Source organism: Microbacterium sp. B19, from assembly GCF_000333395.1.
Taxonomy (GTDB): Bacteria; Actinomycetota; Actinomycetes; order Actinomycetales; family Microbacteriaceae; genus Microbacterium.
This window is the reverse complement of sequence record NZ_BADA01000408.1, coordinates 1-19,489: the sequence shown is the minus strand read 5'-3', so window position 1 is coordinate 19,489 and position 19,489 is coordinate 1. Positions and strand designations below refer to the sequence as shown.

The 19,489-nt window shown below is 70.5% G+C and carries 15 protein-coding genes; 11 read left to right on the top strand and 4 right to left on the bottom strand.

Features of this window, described 5'->3' with window-relative positions; translation table 11 throughout:
* Positions 1-892 (top strand): M50 family metallopeptidase (locus I5G_RS14410; RefSeq protein WP_026095949.1); only part of this gene is annotated, 892 nt, incomplete at its 5' end.
* Positions 893-977: 85 nt separating this feature from the next.
* Here the strand turns inward: I5G_RS14410 and I5G_RS14405 are convergent.
* Positions 978-2,876 (bottom strand): anthranilate synthase family protein, encoded by a 1,899-nt coding sequence (locus I5G_RS14405; RefSeq protein WP_022879683.1) that lies wholly within the window; start codon positions 2,874-2,876, stop codon positions 978-980.
* A gap of 204 nt (positions 2,877-3,080) precedes the next feature.
* On the opposite strand from I5G_RS14405, the gene ispG reads away from it, so the two are divergent.
* Positions 3,081-4,232, top strand: coding sequence for a flavodoxin-dependent (E)-4-hydroxy-3-methylbut-2-enyl-diphosphate synthase (gene ispG / locus I5G_RS14400; protein WP_187288855.1), 1,152 nt, complete (start codon positions 3,081-3,083; stop codon positions 4,230-4,232).
* Positions 4,233-4,298: 66 nt separating this feature from the next.
* Complete coding sequence (locus I5G_RS14395; protein WP_022879681.1) at positions 4,299-5,492, top strand: benzoate/H(+) symporter BenE family transporter; 1,194 nt, start codon at positions 4,299-4,301, stop codon at positions 5,490-5,492.
* Between the two features lie 7 nt (positions 5,493-5,499).
* On the opposite strand, the gene pcp is transcribed toward I5G_RS14395, so the two are convergent.
* Both pcp and I5G_RS25955 read right to left on the bottom strand, forming a co-directional pair.
* On the bottom strand, positions 5,500-6,138 hold the full coding sequence (pcp, locus tag I5G_RS14390; protein ID WP_022879680.1) for a pyroglutamyl-peptidase I: 639 nt from the start codon (positions 6,136-6,138) through the stop codon (positions 5,500-5,502).
* Positions 6,138-6,962, bottom strand: coding sequence for a hypothetical protein (locus tag I5G_RS25955; RefSeq protein ID WP_022879679.1), 825 nt, complete (start codon positions 6,960-6,962; stop codon positions 6,138-6,140). The genes pcp and I5G_RS25955 overlap by 1 nt, the downstream gene beginning before the upstream one ends.
* A 104-nt stretch (positions 6,963-7,066) precedes the next feature.
* Between I5G_RS25955 and I5G_RS14380 the strand changes: the two genes are divergently transcribed.
* The 4 genes from I5G_RS14380 to I5G_RS14365 all read left to right on the top strand — a co-directional run bounded on the left by I5G_RS14380 (position 7,067) and on the right by I5G_RS14365 (position 11,702).
* Positions 7,067-7,597 (top strand): RNA polymerase sigma factor, encoded by a 531-nt coding sequence (locus I5G_RS14380; protein WP_022879678.1) that lies wholly within the window; start codon positions 7,067-7,069, stop codon positions 7,595-7,597.
* Entirely contained in the window at positions 7,594-8,799 is a 1,206-nt protein-coding gene (locus I5G_RS22680; protein ID WP_022879677.1) for a hypothetical protein, read from the top strand. Before I5G_RS14380 ends, I5G_RS22680 begins: the two co-directional genes overlap by 4 nt.
* 111 nt (positions 8,800-8,910) lie before the next feature.
* Positions 8,911-10,707, top strand: a complete 1,797-nt coding sequence (locus I5G_RS14370) for a proline--tRNA ligase (protein WP_026095945.1) — start codon at positions 8,911-8,913, stop codon at positions 10,705-10,707.
* A gap of 173 nt (positions 10,708-10,880) precedes the next feature.
* Positions 10,881-11,702, top strand: coding sequence for an aldo/keto reductase (locus I5G_RS14365; RefSeq protein ID WP_022879675.1), 822 nt, complete (start codon positions 10,881-10,883; stop codon positions 11,700-11,702).
* 3 nt (positions 11,703-11,705) lie between these two features.
* Here I5G_RS14365 and I5G_RS14360 read toward each other — a convergent pair whose 3' ends face one another.
* On the bottom strand, positions 11,706-12,515 hold the full coding sequence (locus I5G_RS14360; protein WP_022879674.1) for a DUF1206 domain-containing protein: 810 nt from the start codon (positions 12,513-12,515) through the stop codon (positions 11,706-11,708).
* A 162-nt stretch (positions 12,516-12,677) separates the two neighbouring features.
* Here I5G_RS14360 and I5G_RS14355 point away from each other — a divergent pair, with 162 nt between their 5' ends.
* The 4 genes from I5G_RS14355 to infB form a co-directional block, all read left to right on the top strand.
* The gene (locus tag I5G_RS14355) at positions 12,678-15,182 is read left to right on the top strand and encodes a glycogen/starch/alpha-glucan phosphorylase (RefSeq protein WP_022879673.1); all 2,505 of its coding nucleotides are present in this window, start codon (positions 12,678-12,680) and stop codon (positions 15,180-15,182) included.
* A gap of 264 nt (positions 15,183-15,446) precedes the next feature.
* Positions 15,447-16,436, top strand: coding sequence for a transcription termination factor NusA (gene nusA / locus I5G_RS14350; protein ID WP_022879672.1), 990 nt, complete (start codon positions 15,447-15,449; stop codon positions 16,434-16,436).
* Between the two features lie 33 nt (positions 16,437-16,469).
* Positions 16,470-16,721, top strand: a complete 252-nt coding sequence (locus I5G_RS24815) for a YlxR family protein (RefSeq protein ID WP_082822921.1) — start codon at positions 16,470-16,472, stop codon at positions 16,719-16,721.
* 93 nt (positions 16,722-16,814) lie between these two features.
* Positions 16,815-19,489, top strand: a 2,675-nt coding sequence (gene infB / locus I5G_RS14345; protein ID WP_187288854.1) for a translation initiation factor IF-2, incomplete at its 3' end; no start/stop codon positions are given.

Genomic DNA, 19,489 nt, shown 5'->3' with positions numbered 1-19,489 from the left:
GCTGTCGGCGATCGCCGTGAGCGCGATCGGCGTCACGACGGGCACCACCAACATCGCCTCGGTATCCCAGTGCGTCATCCCCGCGAGCGACAACCGCACGGATTGCACCTCGGCCGACCCGGTCGCCCGGGCGGCGGCCGCCGGCATCCTTCCCGGTGACGTCATCCTGTCGGTCGACGGCACCCCGGTGTCGACGTTCGACGACATGGCCGCGATCATCCAGCGCTCGCCCGGCCAGGCGCTGCCCGTCGTCATCGAGCGTGACGGCGCTCAGCAGACCGTGACCGTCACGCCAGCGACGTCGAACCGGGCCGTGACCGATGCCACCGGACATCCCGTCCTGGATGCCGCGGGCTCGCCCGAGTACCAGACCGTCGGCTTCGCGGGCCTCAGCCCGCAGTCGGCGCTCGTGCCCCAGCCCATCTGGGCGGGACCTGCGGCCACGGTCCAGCAGGTCGGGCAGGTCGCGCAGATCATGTCCCAGCTGCCCGTGCGCGTCTACAACACGGCGGTGGACCTGTTCACCGGTCAGCCGCGCGACCCCAACGGGCCGCTCAGCGTCGTGGGCGCCGGGCGCCTCGCGGGCGAGTTCGCCGCGGTCGACGCCCCGATCCTCTCGCGGGTGCAGGCGATCATCGCGCTTCTCGCGTCGCTGAACATCGCCCTGTTCGTCTTCAACCTCATCCCGCTCCTGCCGCTGGACGGCGGGCACGTCGTGGTCGCCCTGTGGGACGGCCTCAAGCGCTGGTTCGCGCGCGTCCGCGGCCAGGTCGCCCGGCCGGTGGATGCCACCAAGCTCGTGCCCGTGACGTTCGTCGTGGTCATCCTGCTCGTCGGGATGGGTGGCATCCTGTTCCTCGCCGACGTGTTCAACCCGATCCAGCTGCTGTAGCGGCGGCACAACTCCTGCGCGGGCCTCGTTCCGCACGGCTTCGGGCCGGGCGCAACCGGATCAGCAGGAGTTGTGCACCAGCCGATCAGAGCGCGGCGGCGATCAGACGCTCGAGGGTGCGCATGCCGTCGCGCGACAGGATCGACTCGAGGTGCCCCTGCACGCTCGAGAAGCGCTCGCCGCGGAGGGCGTACACGTCGCCGGTGTCGGCGTCCGCCGCGATCTCGACGCCCTCGGGCCGCGTCTCGGGGAGTCGCGCGGTGAAGGTGTTGTAGAACCCGATGGACGCGGGCTCGCCGAACACGTCGACGCTCTTCTGCAGGCCCTGGTGCGGCTGCGCGAGAGGCGCCAGGTCGAGTCCCACCTGATCGGCGAGGATCTGGTGGCTCAGGCACACGGCGAGGAGCGGAGCCTTCGCGTCGCGGCGCCGGGCGACGACCCCGCGCATCGCGGCGATCCGGGGGCTGGCGTCGTCGCGCGGATCGCCGGGTCCGGGACCCGCGACGACGAGGTCGGCGGCGTCCACGTCGGCGTCGGTCGCCTCGGACCAGTGCACGATCCGGGCATCCAGGCCCAGGTGGCGCAACTGGTGCGCGAGCATCGTGGTGAAGCGGTCCTCGGCATCCACGACGAGGGCCGTGCGGCCCGCGAAGGGGCCGGTGCCGTCGGGATCCTGCGGGTTCATCCAGAACGGCGCCAGTCGCTCGTTGCGGGAGGCCAGCAGGTCGGCGATCGCGGGATCCTCGGCGAGCGGGCGGCGCTCGGCCACCGGGGCGTCGGGGTCCGCGTCGGCCGGGAGAGCCGGCACGTCGCGGGGGATCGCGCCGATCGCGCCGAGAACCCCGGCGGCCTTGCCGTGCGTCTCGCCGACCTCGCCGTACGGGTCGGAGTGACGCACCAGCGTCGCCCCGACCGGCACGCGCAGGCGGCCGTCGACGAGGTAGGCGGTGCGGATGAGGATCGGGGCGTCGAGGTCGTGCGTGGGGCCCTCGGTCGCCCCGTTCGGCGTGAACAGGGCGGCGACGCCGGAGTAGTACCCGCGCGGGGTCGTCTCGTGGCGGGCGATCACCGTGCACGCGTTCTGCATGGGGGAGCCGGTCACGGTGGGCGCGAACATCGTCTCGCGCAGGATGTCGCGCGGGTCGAGCGTGCTCCGACCGCGCAGCATGTACTCGGTGTGCGTGAGGCGCGACATCTCCTTGAGATGCGGACCCGTGATGCGGCCGCCGTCGCTGCAGACGGCGCTCATCATCTTGAGCTCCTCGTCGACGACCATGAAGAGCTCCTCGGTCTCCTTGGTCGACCGGAGGAACTCCGCGAGGGTCTCCGCCGTGGCTCCGCCCTGCGGGTGTCGGAACGTCCCCGAGATGGGGTTCATCGTCACGATGCCGTCGCGGGCGCTCACGTGCGCCTCCGGGCTCGCGCCCACCGCGACGTGACCGGGCGTCACGACCGCGAACGTCCAGTACGCGCCCTTCTCGTGCTCGAGGAGCGCGCGGAACCACGTCAACGCGGCCACGCGCGGGTCGGCGTCGACTCCGGCGACGAAGTCGCGGCGGATGACGAAGTTCGCTCCCTCGCCGCGGCCGATCTCGTCCGCGATCACCCGGCGCACGATGTCGGCGTACGCCTCGTCGTCGATGTCGAACCCGGCGTCCTGCAGGGCGACGGGGGCGGAGGGGAGGGATGCCATGACCTCGGCTCGGGGGAGTGGCATCCGTTGCTCGATCACGAGGCAGCGCAGCGGGGCGCCGTCGTCGTGGCAGACGAACCCGCGCTCGCGCACCTGTCGGAACGGCACCAGCGCGAGGACCTCGCGGGGTGCGCCGTCGGCGCCGACGAGCGGGATGTCGGCCAGCAGTTCGACGTCGACGACGGTGCCGGTGAGCACCTCGACCGTCGCGTCGTCGCGGGCGATCAGCGCGAAGGGCGCGTCGCTCGCGAGGAGGTCGTGGATCAAGGAGGAGGGGTCGGGCCCGGTCATCGAAGTACTTCCGTCAGTGATCGAGGGTCCGGAGCGGCCGCCGGAAACACGAAGACCGCCCCGATCCCGAGGGAGGGCGGTCTGTCGCACGCGTGCTCACCGCCTAGACGGTGGGCCACCAGCCGGTATACGCGCGCATGGCGCCGAACTTATCACAGAGCGGCCCTCAGCCCCCGCCCGGGTGCGGCGGCGTAGGCTGAGGGCGTGCCTGCAGTGAACATCGGGATGCCCCGCGTGCCGGAGGTCCTCGCTCCTCGTCGCAAGACCCGCCAGATCAAGGTCGGCAAGGTCCTCGTCGGCGGTGACGCTCCCGTCAGCGTCCAGTCGATGACCACGACGCCGACGACCAACATCAACGCCACGCTGCAGCAGATCGCCGAGCTCACGGCATCCGGCTGCGAGATCGTGCGCGTGGCCGTCCCGTCGCAGGACGACGCGGACGTGCTGCACATCATCGCCAAGAAGAGCCAGATCCCGGTCATCGCGGACATCCACTTCCAGCCCAAGTACGTGTTCCAGGCGATCGACGCCGGATGCGGTGCGGTGCGCGTGAACCCCGGCAACATCCGCAAGTTCGACGATCAGGTCGGCGCGATCGCCAAGGCCGCGAAGGACGCGGGCGTCTCGCTGCGCATCGGCGTCAACGCGGGCTCGCTCGACCGGCGTCTGCTGGAGAAGTACGGCAAGGCCACGCCCGAGGCGCTCGTCGAGAGCGCCGTGTGGGAGGCGTCGCTGTTCGAGGAGCACGACTTCCACGACTTCAAGATCTCGGTCAAGCACAACGACCCGATCGTCATGGTGAAGGCCTACCGTCTGCTTGCCGAGCGCGGTGACTGGCCCCTCCACCTCGGCGTCACCGAAGCGGGTCCCGCGTTCCAGGGCACGATCAAGAGCGCGACGGCCTTCGGCATCTTGCTCTCCGAAGGCATCGGCGACACGATCCGCGTCTCGCTCTCGGCGCCGCCGGCCGAAGAGGTCAAGGTGGGTCACCAGATCCTGCAGTCGCTGAACCTCCGTGAGCGCAAGCTCGAGATCGTCTCGTGCCCCTCGTGCGGTCGCGCGCAGGTCGACGTCTACACCCTCGCCGACAACGTCACCGAGGGTCTGAAGGACATGACCGTGCCGCTCCGAGTGGCCGTCATGGGCTGCGTCGTCAACGGTCCGGGTGAGGCCCGCGAGGCCGACCTCGGTGTCGCGTCCGGTAACGGCAAGGGCCAAATCTTCGTCAAGGGTCAGGTCATCAAGACCGTGCCCGAGGCGGACATCGTCCAGACGCTCATCGAAGAGGCCAACCGCCTCGCCGACGAGATGGGCCCGAACGCCGCTCCCGGCACCGCGCAGGTCATCACGGCCTGACGAGGCCACCCGTCCGGCGGTGGCCCGCATCCGCCGCGCGCGCGACCCGATAGCGTCGGAAGCCGTATGACTGCTTCGCTCGCCTCCGACGCGCCCGCGTCCCGTCCGCTCATCGCCGGGGTGGTGACCGCGCTCGTGGGCTTCACGAGCACCTTCGCCGTCGTCCTCACGGGGCTCCGGGGCGTCGGCGCGACCGCCGATCAGGCCGCCAGCGGGCTCCTGGCCCTGTGCGTCGTCGTGGGGCTCGGATGTCTCTTCGTCGGCGCCCGCTACCGGATGCCGATCACGATCGCGTGGTCCACGCCCGGTGTCGCACTGCTCGCCGCCACCGGCGCGGTGGACGGCGGATGGCCGGCGGTCGTCGGCGGGTTCCTGGTCTCGGCGGCCCTGATCCTGCTCGCCGGGTTCTTCCCGCCGCTCGGTGCGCTCATCGCCCGCATCCCGCCGTCGATCGCGCAGGCGATGCTGGCGGGCGTGCTGCTGCCGCTGTGCGTGGCGCCGTTCACCGGCCTGCTCTCGGATCCGTGGGGCGTCGCGCCCGTGCTCGTCGTGTGGCTGGTCGCCGCGCGGCTCCTGCCGCGGTGGGCCGTTCCGCTCGCGTTCGTGGCCGCCACGGTCGTGATCGTGATCGGGATCGTCCGGTCGGGCGCGCAGGTGGACCCGGCGACCCTCGTTCCCCGCGTCGAGTTCGTCATGCCCACCCTCACGTTCGGTTCGGTGGTCGGCATCGGCATCCCGCTGTTCGTGGTGACGATGGCGTCGCAGAACGTCCCCGGGGTCGCCGTGATGCGGAGCCTCGGATACACCGTCCCGTGGCGCCCGGCGATGATCGTCACGGGTCTCGGTTCCGCGCTGGGGGCCACCGCCGGTGCGCACGCCATCAACCTCGGAGCGATCAGTGCCGCGATCGCGGCCGGGCCCGACTCGCACCCCGATCCGCGGCGCCGGTGGCTCGCGAGCATCTCGACCGGTACGTCGTACCTCGTGCTCGCCGCGCTGTCCTCGGCGTTCGCCGTTCTCGTGCTGCTCGCCCCTGCGGGCGTGATCCCCGCCGTCGCGGGCGTGGCGCTCTTCGCCGCGTTCGGGTCGGCGATCCAGCAGGCGATCGACGATCCGGGCGAGCGGATTCCCGCCGTGGTGACGTTCCTCGTCGCGGCGTCGGGCGTCGCGGTGGCCGGGGTCAGCGCGGCCTTCTGGGCGCTGCTCGCCGGGCTCGTGGTGCGGACCGTCCTGCACGCGGGGCGGCGGCGCGCGATCTGAGCCGCGCTCAGTGGAGCGTGCCGCCGGGGAGCGGGGTGTCCTCGCGCACGTCGATCGCGGTCCGGAGGGCGGCCGCCAGCCCGCGGACGATGTCGTCGAGGGGCAGTGAACTCACCCCGTCGGGGGCGTCCTCGCTCGCGTAGGGCACGTGGAGGAACCCGGCCCGGATGTCGTCGGCACCGGCCGTCGCGTGCAGGGCCGTGAACATCACGTGGTTGCACACGAACGTGCCGGCGGAGTGCGAGAGGGATGCCGGGACACCCGCCGCGGCGATCGCAGCGGTCATCGCCTTGACGGGGAGCGTGGCGAAGTACGCGGCGGGCGCGTCGGCCACGCTCGGTCGGTCGAGCGGCTGGTCTCCCGTGTTGTCGGGGATCCGCGCGTCCGCGAGGTTGATGGCGACCCGCTCGGGTGTGAGGCCCGTTCGACCGCCCGCGAGGCCGACGGCCAGCACGACATCGGGGGAGTGCTCGCGGATCAGCGCGCGCAGACGCGCCGAAGCCCCGGCGAACTCGACCGGCAGCACCTCCGAGACGAGCGTTTCGGGGCCGGCCCACCGCTCGGCGAGCAGGCGCACGGCGTCGCCGGAGGGGTTGGTCGCATCACCGGCGAAAGGCTCGAAGCCCGTGAGGACGATCGTCGTCACTATCCGGTCCTCCAATCGAGGTCGAATTCCGCCCGGATGCGATCGCGCGCGGAGGCGTACTCCGGCAGCGCGTCGAAGAACGCGAACTTTCGCGCGACGACCGAGTCGGTGGCATCCACGTCCGGCTCCACCACGTAGGTGGCGAACGTCTCCGCGAAGTCCTCGGAGACGTTGGTCGCCGCGTAGTCGCTCACGAAGTCCTCTTCGTGCGCCTGGTAGAAGTCCCACGCCGTATCGGCGTCGACGTTGTCGCGCGCGGGGGCGTCCGTGTACCCGGCCCAGAAGCGGTCGGCGAAGCGCTGGAGGTCGGAGTCGGGGAGGAGGCACCCTGCTCCCGCCCATTCCGTGTCGCACTCGACGGCCGACGGGTCGGTGTCGTCCGCGCCGAGGCTCAGCATGTGCGCGTACTCGTGGATGAGCGTCACCATCAGCAGATCGCGGTCGCCGTCGTACGCGAGATTCGCCGCGAACACCCATTTCGTCGGGTCGTCGGCGCTCGCCACGTACGCGAGGGTGTCGCTGTCGGGGTCGTCCCCGGTCTGGTATTCCGTGATCATGGATGCCGCGAACTCCGGCGTCGTCACGCGGAGGAGTTCGCTCCAGACCCGGCTCGAGCGGCCGTCCGGACGCGGGGTGAGGGTGCCGTCGGCCGAGACCGAGAAGACGTCGGTCGCGGCGAATTCGGGCGAGGCTTCGGTGCGTTCCCGCCCGAGCCCGCCGAGCGCGGTTCCGACACTCACTCCGGCGCCGATCGCCACCCACGTCATCACGCCGACCAGGACGGCGGCAGAGGCGCTCAGGAGAGCGATCCAGCGGGGGCGCATGCCCTCACCCTAGGGCGCGCGGCGGGTCGGTGGCCGTTGTCGTTTCGTTATCGAATCGGCCGGGTGGGCGGGAACCGATCCGTGTGTCGCGGACACTACAGGGTGTGGAAGATGACGACGCCGGGCTGTGGGCCCGGGTGCGCCTGGGGGATGAGCTTGCGCTCGCGGGGTTGTTCGATCGGTATGAGGGGCGGTTGTTCCGGCATGCGTCGCGGTTGTTGACGCATCGGGAGGATGCGAAGGATGCCGTGACGGTGGCGTTCTTCGAGTTGTGGCGTAAGCGTGCGTCGGTGCGTGTGGTGGATGGGTCGCCGTTGCCGTGGTTGTTGAACACGGTGGCGCATTGTGCGCGGAATCTGGAGCGGTCGGGGCGGCGGTATCGGGCGTTGCTGGATCGGGCGCCCGTGGCGGTGCCGGTGGCGCACGATCAGGACGACAGCGGGGTGCTGGCGGCGTTGAAGCGTCTGCCGGAGCGGGAGCAGTCGGTGGTGGTGCTGTCGGTGCTGGAGGGGTATTCGGAGCGGGAGGTCGCTCAGGCGCTGGGGGTTCCGGCGGGGACGGTGAAGTCGCGGTTGGCGCGGGCGAAGGCGCGGCTGCGTGAGGATCTTTCGTCCCTGGAAGGGGCACGAGCATGAACGATGAGCTGACTCCGAGTGAGCGCGCGGCGATGCGCTCTCGCATTCTCGGTGGTGCGCGGGATATCAAGCCGGTGGGTGCGCATCGGAACGCGTGGATCGCGGGATCGGTCGCGGCGGTGCTGGTGGCGGCGATCGCGGGCGGTGTGGTGGCGACGTCGACGCTGTCGGCGCCGCAGATCGCGAACACGCCCTCACCGACGGCGACCACCGAACCGGTGGTCCCGACACCGACACCGACACCCACGCCAAGTGCGATGCCGACACCGCCCCCGCACGTTGTCACTCAGCCGGCATCGCGCTTCTCCTTCGGGTGCGATGACGTCGCGCGGACGGTCCGCGGCTTCTTCGGCGGGGAGGTACCGGAGACGGCCCTCGCACTTCCCCGGCCGCGGGGAAACTTCATGATTCCTGGTCCGGCGCAGTACGCCTTCGCGCAGGCTGGGGACGTCTATTGCGAGTTCGGTGAGATCGGGGGGACCAACCTCACCGTCGCGGTCGTCGCCGACGGGCAGGGTGTGATCGAGGACCGCAATTCCTTTACCAGTGGCACGTGCGATCCGGCGTACCCGCCGTGCGAACTGGTGGCCGGAACCTTCATCTGGGTGGACGGTGACTACGACGGGCAGCCGCCTGACGCTGCGAGGTCCGCGGTGAACGCCGCGTGGGGCGAGATGCGCGACCTCGTGCTCGCGTCCCCGCCGGGGCCGTCGAGCTGGGTCCCGCCGACGGGGACGACACCCCTCACGGGGGACTGCACCACTTTCCTGCGGGCCGACCGGCTGAGTGCGATCCTCGGCAACGGCGGTATGGAGATCAAGTCCGGGGGACGCGGCGGGTGGAGCCTGGAGTACTGGATGCTGTTCGGCCAATGGGAGGCGCCGCCGTGCTTCGCGGACAGCACTGATCCGATCAGCTCGTTCGAGGATCCCGCGGGCATGTCATTCGTCTGGCTGCCCGGCGGTGAGTGGGCGTTCGATGTAGGGGCGACGGGAGACGCCGTGCCGTTCGAGCGGGCGCGTGGATCGGATCGGGCCGTGTTCTCGTGCGGGGTGAACACGGGGGTGGAGGTCTGTCACATCGACCTCCTCGTCGACGGAACGTGGATCCGGTTCTCGCTGCCCGAGATCGTCGCCCCCGCCGATCGGATGACGGTCGGCTCCGAGATCGCATCGGCCATCGCTGAGCGCGTGTACGGCTGAGCGGCCGTTCGTCACGAGGCCGCGGCTCCGGGTGGCATGAGCCGCTCGGCACGTCGCCGTCGCGGGCGGGAGCGTCGGCCCGTGGCATCCACCGTTCTAGACTCGATGATCGTGGTCACCCGTCTCTCGAACTACTTCCTCCGCACGCTTCGCGAAGATCCCTCGGATGCCGAGGTCACGAGTCACCGTCTGCTCGTGCGCGCCGGCTACATCCGTCGCAACGCCCCGGGTATCTTCGCGTGGCTCCCGCTGGGGCTGAGGGTCAAGGCCAAGATCGAGACGGTCGTGCGCGAGGAGATGGCCAACGCCGGAGCCTTCGAGGTGCACTTCCCGGCGCTGCTGCCCCGTGAGCCCTACGAGGTCACCGGCCGCTGGGAGGAGTACGGCGACGCGTTGTTCCGCCTGCAGGACCGCAAGGGCGCCGATTACCTCCTCGCCCCCACGCACGAGGAGATGTTCACGCTCCTGGTGAAGGACCTGTACTCGTCGTACAAGGATCTGCCGCTGACGATCTACCAGATCCAGGACAAGTACCGCGATGAGGCACGGCCCCGCGCGGGTCTCCTGCGCGGTCGCGAGTTCACGATGAAGGACGCGTACTCGTTCGACGCGACCGACGCGGGACTGGATGCCTCGTACCAGGCGCAGCGCGACGCGTACGAGCGCATCTTCCAGCGCCTCGGGCTCGAGTACGTCATCGTCGCGGCGGACGCCGGCGCGATGGGCGGATCGAAGTCGGAGGAGTTCCTGCACCCGACGCCCATCGGTGAAGACACGTTCGTGCGGTCCCAGGGCGGGTATGCGGCCAACGTCGAGGCGTTCACGACCGAGGTGCCCGACGCTCTCCCCATCGAGGGGCAGCCCGAGCCGGTGATCTTCGACTCGCCGAACACCCCCACGATCGCGACGCTCGTCGACCACGTCAACGCGCACCTCGACGCACCGGCGCCCGGCATCGCGGGCCCTGCCACGGCGGACGCCGCCGAGTGGACGGCCGCGCACACGCTGAAGAACGTCGTGCTCGCGCTCACGCACCTCGACGGCACGCGCGAGATCGTCGTCGTCGGCATCCCCGGCGACCGCGACATCGACGACAAGCGCGTCGAGGTGGCGTTCGCGCCGGCCGAGGTCGAGGCCGCCACCGAGGCCGACTTCGAGAAGAACCCCCTTCTCGTGAAGGGCTACATCGGACCCTGGTCGGCCACGGGGCCCGTGCTCGGCGAGGAGTCGGCGACCGGCATCCGGTACCTGCTCGACCCGCGGGTCGTCGACGGGACCGCGTGGATCACCGGTGCCAACATCGACCAGAAGCACGTGCACTCGCTCGTCGCGGGCCGCGACTTCGTGGGCGACGGATTCGTCGAGGCCGCGACCGTGCGCGCCGGCGACCCCGCCCCCGACGGCTCGGGCCCCGTGGAGCTGGCGCGCGGCATGGAGATCGGGCACGTGTTCCAGCTCGGTCGCAAGTACGCCGAAGCCCTGGGTCTCAAGGTGCTCGACGAGAACGGCAAGCTCGCGACGGTCACGATGGGCTCGTACGGCATCGGCGTGACGCGCATCCTCGCGATCATCGCCGAGCTCAACAACGACGAGAAGGGTCTTATCTGGCCTCCCTCGGTCGCTCCGTTCGACGTGCACGTGGTCGCGACCGGCCGCGACGCGGTCGCATTCGACCTCGCGGCATCCGTGTCCGAACAGCTCGAGGCCGCCGGTTTCGACGTCCTCTACGACGACCGCCCCAAGGTCTCGCCGGGTGTGAAGTTCGGCGACGCCGAGCTCGTCGGCATCCCGCGCATCCTCATCGTGGGCCGCGGTGCCGCCGACGGAGAGGTCGAGCTGTGGGACCGCCGGACGGGCGAGCGCGACACGCTCCCCGTCGCCGAGGCGCTCGCGCGCCTGCAGGGCTGACGCGGCCGCGGTTTCTTCCGCGAGACTGCATCGGGCCGACATCTGCACTGCAGGCTGCAGTGGAGATGTCACGCGGATGCAGTCTCGCGGTCTGCGGCTCGCCGGGACCCGTGCGAGCGCTCGACCGGGGCCCGCGGAGCCGTCGCGGGCCGACGGCGGATAGCGTGGATGCCATGATCGCAGCGCCCCGCGTGCCCCTGTCCGACGGCTCCTCCATTCCGCAGCTCGGTGTCGGGACGTACAAGGTGCCCGCCGAGGTCACCGCCGATCTGGTCGCCGGTGCGCTCGCCGCGGGGTACCGGCACGTGGATACGGCCGCGCTGTACGGCAACGAGCGCGAGGTCGGCGAGGGCCTCCGGGCGTCGGGTCTCGCGCGCGAGGACGTCTTCGTGACGACGAAGGTGTGGAACGACGACCAGGGGTTCGACGAGACGCTCCGCGCGTTCGATGCGAGCGCCGAACGGCTCGGGCTCGACCGGGTCGATCTCTACCTCATCCACTGGCCCATCCCCAGCGCCGACCGCTACCTGGACACCTGGCGCGCCCTGGTGCGTCTGCAGGAGGAGGACCGCGTCACCTCGATCGGGGTCAGCAACTTCTCGCCCGTGCACATCGAGCGGCTCCGCGACGAGACCGGCGTGCTCCCCGTGGTCGACCAGGTGGAGCTGCACCCCCGGTTCCCGCAGCGCGAGTTGGTCGAGTGGAACACGCAGCACGGGATCGTCACCGAGTCATGGGCGCCCCTGGCCCGGGGCGGGCTGCTCGACGCGCCGGTGCTCGCCGAGATCGCGGCGCGGTACGGCAAGACGCCGGCGCAGGTCGTGATCCGGTGGCACCTCGACCGCGGGCTCGTCGTGTTCCCGAAGTCGGTGTCGCTCGATCGCCTCCGCGAGAACGGCGACGTGTTCGACTTCACGCTCGATGCCGACGACCACGCGCGGATCGCGACGCTCGACACGGGCGAGCGGACCGGACGGAACCCCGACCTCGACTGAGGCTCAGACGTCGAGCCGCGCGTACCTGGCCCGGAGGATCGTGAACAGTCCGTAGGCGAGGAACCCGGCGCCGACGAGCGCTGCCACGAAGGGACCGGCGGGGAGCGCGATCACGGCCGACACCGCACCGTCGAGGCCGCCCGCGGTGTCGGGCTCGACGCTGATCGCGGCCACGACCAGCAGCACGCCGACGATCACGAGCGCCACGCCCTCGGCGAGGAAGCCCACCACGCCGAGCACGGTCACCGCGACGCCGCGCGCGCCGGCCGGGATCCGCACCTTCGAGCGGAACGACCGGCGCACGCCCATCCACGCGAAACCGAGACCCACCGCGGCCACCGCGACGCCGACGGCTCCGAGCACCAAGCCGCCGATCGGGAGGGTGAGCACGCCCGCGCTGAGGCCCTCCGTCGCCTGCTCCGCGTGCGGGCGGGCACCGAGAGCGACGGATGCCGAGACCACGCCCACCGCAAGGAAGACGACGCCCTGGGGTGCCTCGGCGGCGATGCGCGCCAGTCGCCGCGGTCCGGAGAGCCCGCGCGGGGCGACGGCCTGCAGCAGGTGCCAGGCGCCGAGCGCGACGAGCCCCGCGGCCAGCGCCCACAGCGCGACGGCGCCGAGGGGTACCGCCGCGAGCGCCCGGAACGCGCCGGTCTGGTCGGTGTCCTGGACGGCACCGGCCCCGACCGCGATCACCAGCCCGCCGATGAGGAGATGGAGGATGCCGTTCGCGGCATACCCCGCGCGGGCGGCGAAGCGGAAGGCGGGGTTCGCCTCGGCGTCACGGGCGGCGGCGCGGGCGGGGGAGGGCACGGGGGCACCGTACGCGTCGCCCGTCGGGGCGGCAAACCGTTTGCGCGGCGCGTCCGTCGCATCTTCCGCGAGCGAGCCCCGACATGCGGCGGCGGGGTGAAGATCCTGTGTCGATCCCGTTGCCTCTTGGCGCACGCGGGCGGTTCTGATTACGGTCGAACCGTGCCCGAGAACTCTTCCTCCGCGTCCGAGCTCCGCCCGACTCACCCGCTCGCTCTCGCTCCCGTGGCGGCGCCTCCGGCGTCGGTCGACGGCTTCGTCCGCCGCTTCCTGCAGAACCTCAATTTCGACCAGGGCGTGGCGCTGTCGACATCCGACGACAACGACCGCTACCTGGCGCTGGCGGGGACCGTCCGCGACTATCTGATGGCCCGCTGGCTCGATGATCAGGCGCAGCAGAGCCGTCAGCAGTCGAAGACGGTCTGCTACCTCTCGGCCGAGTACCTGCTCGGGCGCCAGCTCGACAACAACCTCCTCGCCGCGCGCCTGACCGACATCGCGACCGAGGCCCTCGCGCAGTGCGGCATCGACATCGACGAGCTCCGCGCGCTCGAGATCGAGCCCGGACTCGGCAACGGCGGTCTCGGCCGTCTGGCCGCGTGCTTCATCGACTCGCTCGCGACGATGAGCATCCCGACCATCGGGTACGGCATCCGCTACGAGTACGGCATCTTCCGTCAGGCCTTCGCCGACGGCCAGCAGGTCGAGCAGCCCGACGCGTGGCTCCGTCTCGGCTCGCCGTGGGACTTCCCGCACCCCGAGGCCGCGCAGACCATCTCGTTCGGCGGCCGCACCGAGACGTACGACGACGAGGGCGTGGAGCGCACCCGCTGGGTACCCGACTGGAACGTGCTCGCGGTGCCGTACAACATGATGGTGCCCGGCTACCACAACGGCCGCGTCAACACCCTCCGCCTGTGGCGCGCGGTGGCCACCAACGCCTTCGACCTCCACACCTTCAACTCGGGCGACTACGTCGAGTCGGTCCGCGCGCAGACGTTCGCCGAGAACATCTCCAAGGTCCTCTACCCCGAGGACTCCACCCCCCAGGGCAAGGAGCTGCGTCTTCAGCAGCAGTACTTCTTCGTCGCGGCATCCATCGCCGACTTCGTCGAGAACGTCCTCCCCGAGGGTTTCGACCTCGAGAAGCTGCCCGATCGCGTCATCTTCCAGCTCAACGACACCCACCCCGTGATCGGCGTGCCCGAGCTCATGCGCGTGCTGATCGACGAGAAGCACCTGGAATGGGATGCCGCGTGGGCGATCACGCAGAAGTGCTTCGCGTACACGTGCCACACGCTGCTGCCGGAAGCGCTCGAGGTGTGGTCGGTCGACCTGCTGGGGCGTCTGCTCCCGCGCCACCTGGAGATCATCTACCGCATCAACGACGAGTTCCTCCTCGAGGTGCGCGACCGCTTCGGCGACGACGAGATGCTCATCCGCGACATGTCGATCATCGGCGAGCACCCGTTCCGTTCGGTGCGGATGGCCTACCTCGCCACGGTCGCGGGGTCGAAGGTCAACGGCGTCGCCGAGCTGCACTCGCAGCTCCTGCGCGACAACGTGCTGAAGGACTTCGCGCGCATGTGGCCCGAGAAGTTCACCAACGTCACCAACGGTGTGACCCCGCGCCGCTTCCTGCGGCTGGCGAACCCCGACCTGTCGGAGCTCATCACCGAGACGCTCGGCGCCGGGTGGACGGTCGACCTCGAGCGTCTGCGCGGTCTCGAGGCGTTCGCCGACGACCCCGAGTTCTGCGAGCGCTTCGCCGCGGTCAAGGCGGCGAACAAACGACGCCTCAGCCGGGTCCTGGAAGCCCGCGACGGCTCGACGCTCGACGACGACCACCTGCTCGACGTCATGATCAAGCGCCTGCACGAGTACAAGCGCCAGACGCTCAAGGTCCTGCACATCGTCAGTGCCTACGACGGCATCGTCTCGGGCCGCGTCCCGGTCGAGGACGTCCAGCCGCGCACGTTCCTCTTCGGTGCCAAGGCCGCCCCCGGGTACGCGATGGCGAAGCACATCATCCACCTCATCAACGCCGTCGGCGAGGTCGTCAACACCGACCCGCGCGTCCAGGGACGCCTGAAGGTGCTGTACCCCGCGAACTACAACGTGACGCTCGCGGAGAGCATCATCCCGGCCGCCGACCTGTCCGAGCAGATCTCGCTCGCGGGCAAGGAGGCGTCCGGCACGGGCAACATGAAGCTCGCGCTGAACGGTGCGCTCACGATCGGCACGGACGACGGTGCGAACGTCGAGATCCGCCAGCTCGTCGGCGACGACAACTTCTTCCTGTTCGGCATGAGCGAGCCCGAGGTCGAGGCGCTGTGGGCCGAGGGCTACCGACCCGCGGACTTCTACCACGAGGACGAGCGCCTCCGCCGGGCGATCGACCTGATCGCCGCGGGGGCGTTCTCCGGCGGCGACCGCACGGTGTTCGAGCCCCTCATCTCGAACCTCCTGTACGACGACCGCTTCATGGCGCTCGCCGACTTCGGCTCGTACATCGACGCGCAGGAGCGGGTCGACCTCGCCTACGCCGACAAGGACGCCTGGGTGCGGTCGGCGATCCTCAACGTCGCGCGCAGCGGCTTCTTCTCCTCCGACCGGGCGATGCGCGACTACCTCGACCGCATCTGGCACGCCACCCCGGTCAACTGAGCAGCGGATGCCACGGCCCCCGGGTCGTGGCATCCGTCGTTCCGACTGGTCACGCGGTCACGGTGAGCCGCGCACGGCGCACAACTCCTGCGGAGCGTGGCCCCCACCGGGCTCGAGCCGGTGAACGGCTCGATATGCAGGAGTTGTGTCCGCGGCGGGCCGACACGGCATGCGCGGGAAGGTCGCGGGGGAGTCGGCGTCCGGGTATCGTAGGAGGGTTGTCGGCGCCGTTCGTGCCGACGAGAGCTGAATACGGAGGGTCTTGTGGACATCGATCTCGCACTTCTGAAGACGATCGAACGCGAGAAGGAGATCCCCTTCGACGAACTCGCGCGGATCATCGAGCAGGCGATCCTCACCGCCTACGCCAAGCACATCTCGCCCAGCGGCGAGATCCCGGCCGGCGCACGCGCCGAGCTCGACCGCAAGACCGGTCACGTCGGCATCTTCACGCCCGTCCTCGACGACGAGGGTGCCGTGATCGGCGAGGAGGAGCAGGCGCCCGACGACTTCGGCCGCATCGCCGCGTTCGCCGCGAAGCAGGTCATCAGCCAGCGTCTGCGCGACATCGCCGACGACGCCGTGCTGGGCGAGTTCAAGGGCAAGGAAGGCGACATCGTCGCCGGCGTCGTGCAGCAGGGTCCGAACCCGCGCATGGTGCACGTCGATCTCGGGACCGTCGAGGCGATCCTCCCTCCCGAGGAGCAGGTTCCGGGCGAGACGTACGCGCACGGTTCGCGCCTGCGCGTCTACGTGACGTCGGTCGCCAAGGGCAACAAGGGTCCGCAGATCACCGTGTCGCGCACGCACCCGGGCCTGGTCCGCAAGCTCTTCGCCCTCGAGGTGCCCGAGATCGCGGCGGGCCTCGTCGAGATCGTCTCGCTCGCCCGCGAGGCCGGGCACCGCACGAAGATGGCCGTGAAGGCCAACGACCCGACCGTCAACGCCAAGGGTGCTTGCATCGGCGAGCTCGGCCGCCGCGTGCGCGCCGTGACCGAGGAGCTGGCCGGCGAGAAGATCGACATCATCGACTACGACGCCGACCTGCCGAAGTTCGTCGCGAACGCGCTGTCGCCGGCGAAGGTGACCTCGAGCTTCGTCCTGGATGCCACCACCAAGGCCGTCCGCGCGCTGGTGCCCGACTACCAGCTGTCCCTGGCGATCGGCAAGGAAGGTCAGAACGCTCGTCTGGCGGCCAAGCTGACCGGCGCGAAGATCGACATCCAGCCCGACAGCATCCTCGAAGACAACTGAGCGTCCGTCGTCCGGGCGACGGCGAGGTGTACCATGGAACCTGTACGAACGTGCGTCGGATGCCGCGCACGTGCCCCCCGATCATCGCTTCTGCGCGTGGTCGCGGAGGGGTCGGTCCTCGTCAGAGACGAGCGGGCGATCCTGCCGGGACGGGGTGCGTGGGTGCACGAGACGGACGCGTGCGTCGGGAAAGCTCTCGCGCGCCGCGCCTTCGTACGAGCATTGCGTGTGTCAGGCCCGCTTGACACGCAGACCTTCGAATCAACCCTCCAGCGAAACGGCTGAACGGCTATGGACACGAAGTGAACGGCTCGAAATGAGACCCGTCCGCAACTAACGGTCTGCCCTGTCCGGGGTAGGCCCTCAGACAGGAGAATTGTGGCAAAACCACGCGTGCACGAGATCGCTTCCGAGCTCGGCGTCGACAGCAAGGTCGCGCTTGCGAAGCTCAAGGAGCTCGGCGAATTCGTCAAGAGCCCCTCATCGACCATCGAACCCCCGGTGGCCCGTAAGCTCCGCGCTGCCTTCGCGGCGGAAGGTGCGTCGGGATCCTCGGATGCCAAGCCCGCCGCCGCTGCGGCGCGCCCCGGCGCCCGTCCCGGCCCGGCTCGCCCCGCGGCGACGCCCGGTGCCCGTCCGTCCGGCCCCACGCCCGGCCCGGCTCGTCCGGCGGCACCCCAGAGCGCTCCGGCTCCGGCCGCGCCCGCGGCATCCACCCCGGCGACGGCTGCTCCGGCGGCGTCCACCCCCGCGGCTCCGGCCAAGCCCGCCTCGTCGGCTCCGGCTCCGTCGGCTCCCGCGGCGCAGACCCCCGCGTCGCAGGCGCCCAAGCCCGGGGGCCCGAAGCCCGGCCCGAGCGCGCCCCCGCGTCCGGGTGGCGCACGCCCCGGCAACAACCCCTTCGCCTCGTCGCAGGGCATGGGTCAGCGTCCCGCCGGCCCGCGTCCGGGTAACAACCCCTTCGCGTCCGCGCAGGGCATGGGCCAGCGCCCGACCCCCGGCAACATCCCCCGCCCGCAGGCTCCGCGTCCCGGTGCCCCCCGTCCCGGCGCTCCGCGCCCGGGTGGTGCCGGTCGTCCCGGTGGCGGCGGTCGTCCCGGCGCTCCGTTCCAGCAGCGTCCCGGCGGCCCCGGTCGTCCCGGCGGTGCCGGTGGCGGCTTCCAGCGCCCCGGTGGCGCCCCCGGCGCCCCGGGTGGCGGCGGTTTCGCCGGCCGTCCCGGTGGTGGTGGCGGCCGTGGCCGCGGTCCCGGCGGTGGTACCGCGGGTGCCTTCGGTAAGGGCGGCGGCAAGTCCAAGCAGCGCAAGTCGCGTCGGGCGAAGCGGCAGGAATTCGAGATGCGGTCGGCGCCGGTCGTCGGCGGCGTCAACGTCTCGAAGGGCAACGGCGAGATCATCCGCCTGCGTCGCGGCGCGTCGATCGCCGACTTCGCCGACAAGCTCGAGGCCCTGCGCGGGTACACCGTTCAGCCCGGCACGCTCGTGACCATCCTGTTCAACCTGGGCGAGATGGCCACCGCGACCGAGTCGCTCGACGAGGCCACGTTCGAGGTGCTCGGCGCCGAACTCGGCTACAAGATCCAGATGGTCTCGCCCGAGGACGAGGACAAAGAGCTCCTCGAGGGCTTCGGTCTCGACCTCGACGCGGAACTGGAGGCCGAGAGCGAGGACGACCTCGAGATCCGTCCTCCCGTGGTCACCGTCATGGGCCACGTCGACCACGGTAAGACGCGACTGCTCGACGCCATCCGCCAGACGAACGTCGTGGCGGGCGAGGCCGGCGGCATCACGCAGCACATCGGTGCGTACCAGGTCTGGACCGAGCACGAGGGCATCGAGCGCGCCATCACCTTCATCGACACCCCGGGTCACGAGGCGTTCACCGCCATGCGTGCCCGTGGTGCGCAGGTGACCGACATCGCGATCCTCGTGGTCGCGGCCGACGACGGCATCATGCCCCAGACGGTCGAGGCCCTCAACCACGCCCAGGCGGCGAACGTGCCGATCGTGGTCGCGGTCAACAAGGTCGACAAGCCGGATGCCAACCCCGCCAAGGTGCGCCAGCAGCTCACCGAGTACGGTCTGGTCGCCGAGGAGTACGGCGGCGACGTCATGTTCGTCGACGTGTCGGCCCGTCAGGGCACGAACATCCAGGAGCTCCTGGACGCCGTGCTGCTGACCGCCGACGCCGGTCTCGACCTGACGGCGAACCCGAACAAGGCGGCGCGCGGTGTCGCGATCGAAGCGAAGCTCGACAAGGGCCGCGGTTCGGTGGCCACGGTGCTCATCCAGTCCGGAACGCTGCGCGTCGGCGACGCGATCGTCGCGGGTACCGCCTACGGCCGTGTCCGCGCGATGATCGACGAGAACGGCGACGCGGTCGAAGAGGCTTACCCCTCGCGTCCGGTGCAGGTGCAGGGTCTCAACTCGGTCCCGCGCGCCGGCGACGTCTTCATCGTCACCGAGGAAGACCGCACCGCGCGCCAGATCGCCGAGAAGCGCGAAGCCGCCGAGCGCAACGCCCAGCTGGCCAAGGCCCGCAAGCGCATTTCGCTCGAGGACTTCACCCGCGCTCTCGAAGAGGGCAAGGTCGAGTCGCTCAACCTCATCATCAAGGGTGACGTGTCGGGTGCCGTCGAGGCGCTCGAGGAGTCGCTGCTCAAGATCGAGGTCGACGACAGTGTCCAGCTGCGCATCATCCACCGCGGTGTGGGTGCGATCACGGAGTCGGACATCAACCTGGCCACGATCGACAACGCGATCGTGATCGGCTTCAACGTCCGCCCCGACACCAAGGCCCGCGAGCGTGCCGCCCGCGAGGGTGTGGACGTGCGGTTCTACTCCGTCATCTACAACGCGATCGACGACGTCGAGCAGTCGCTCAAGGGCCTGCTCAAGCCGGAGTTCGAAGAGGTGCAGTCGGGTGTCGCCGAGATCCGCGAGGTGTTCCGCTCCTCGAAGTTCGGCAACATCGCCGGTGTCATCGTCCGCTCGGGCACGATCACACGCAACGCCAAGGCGCGCGTCATCCGCGACGGCGTGGTATGGCCGACGGC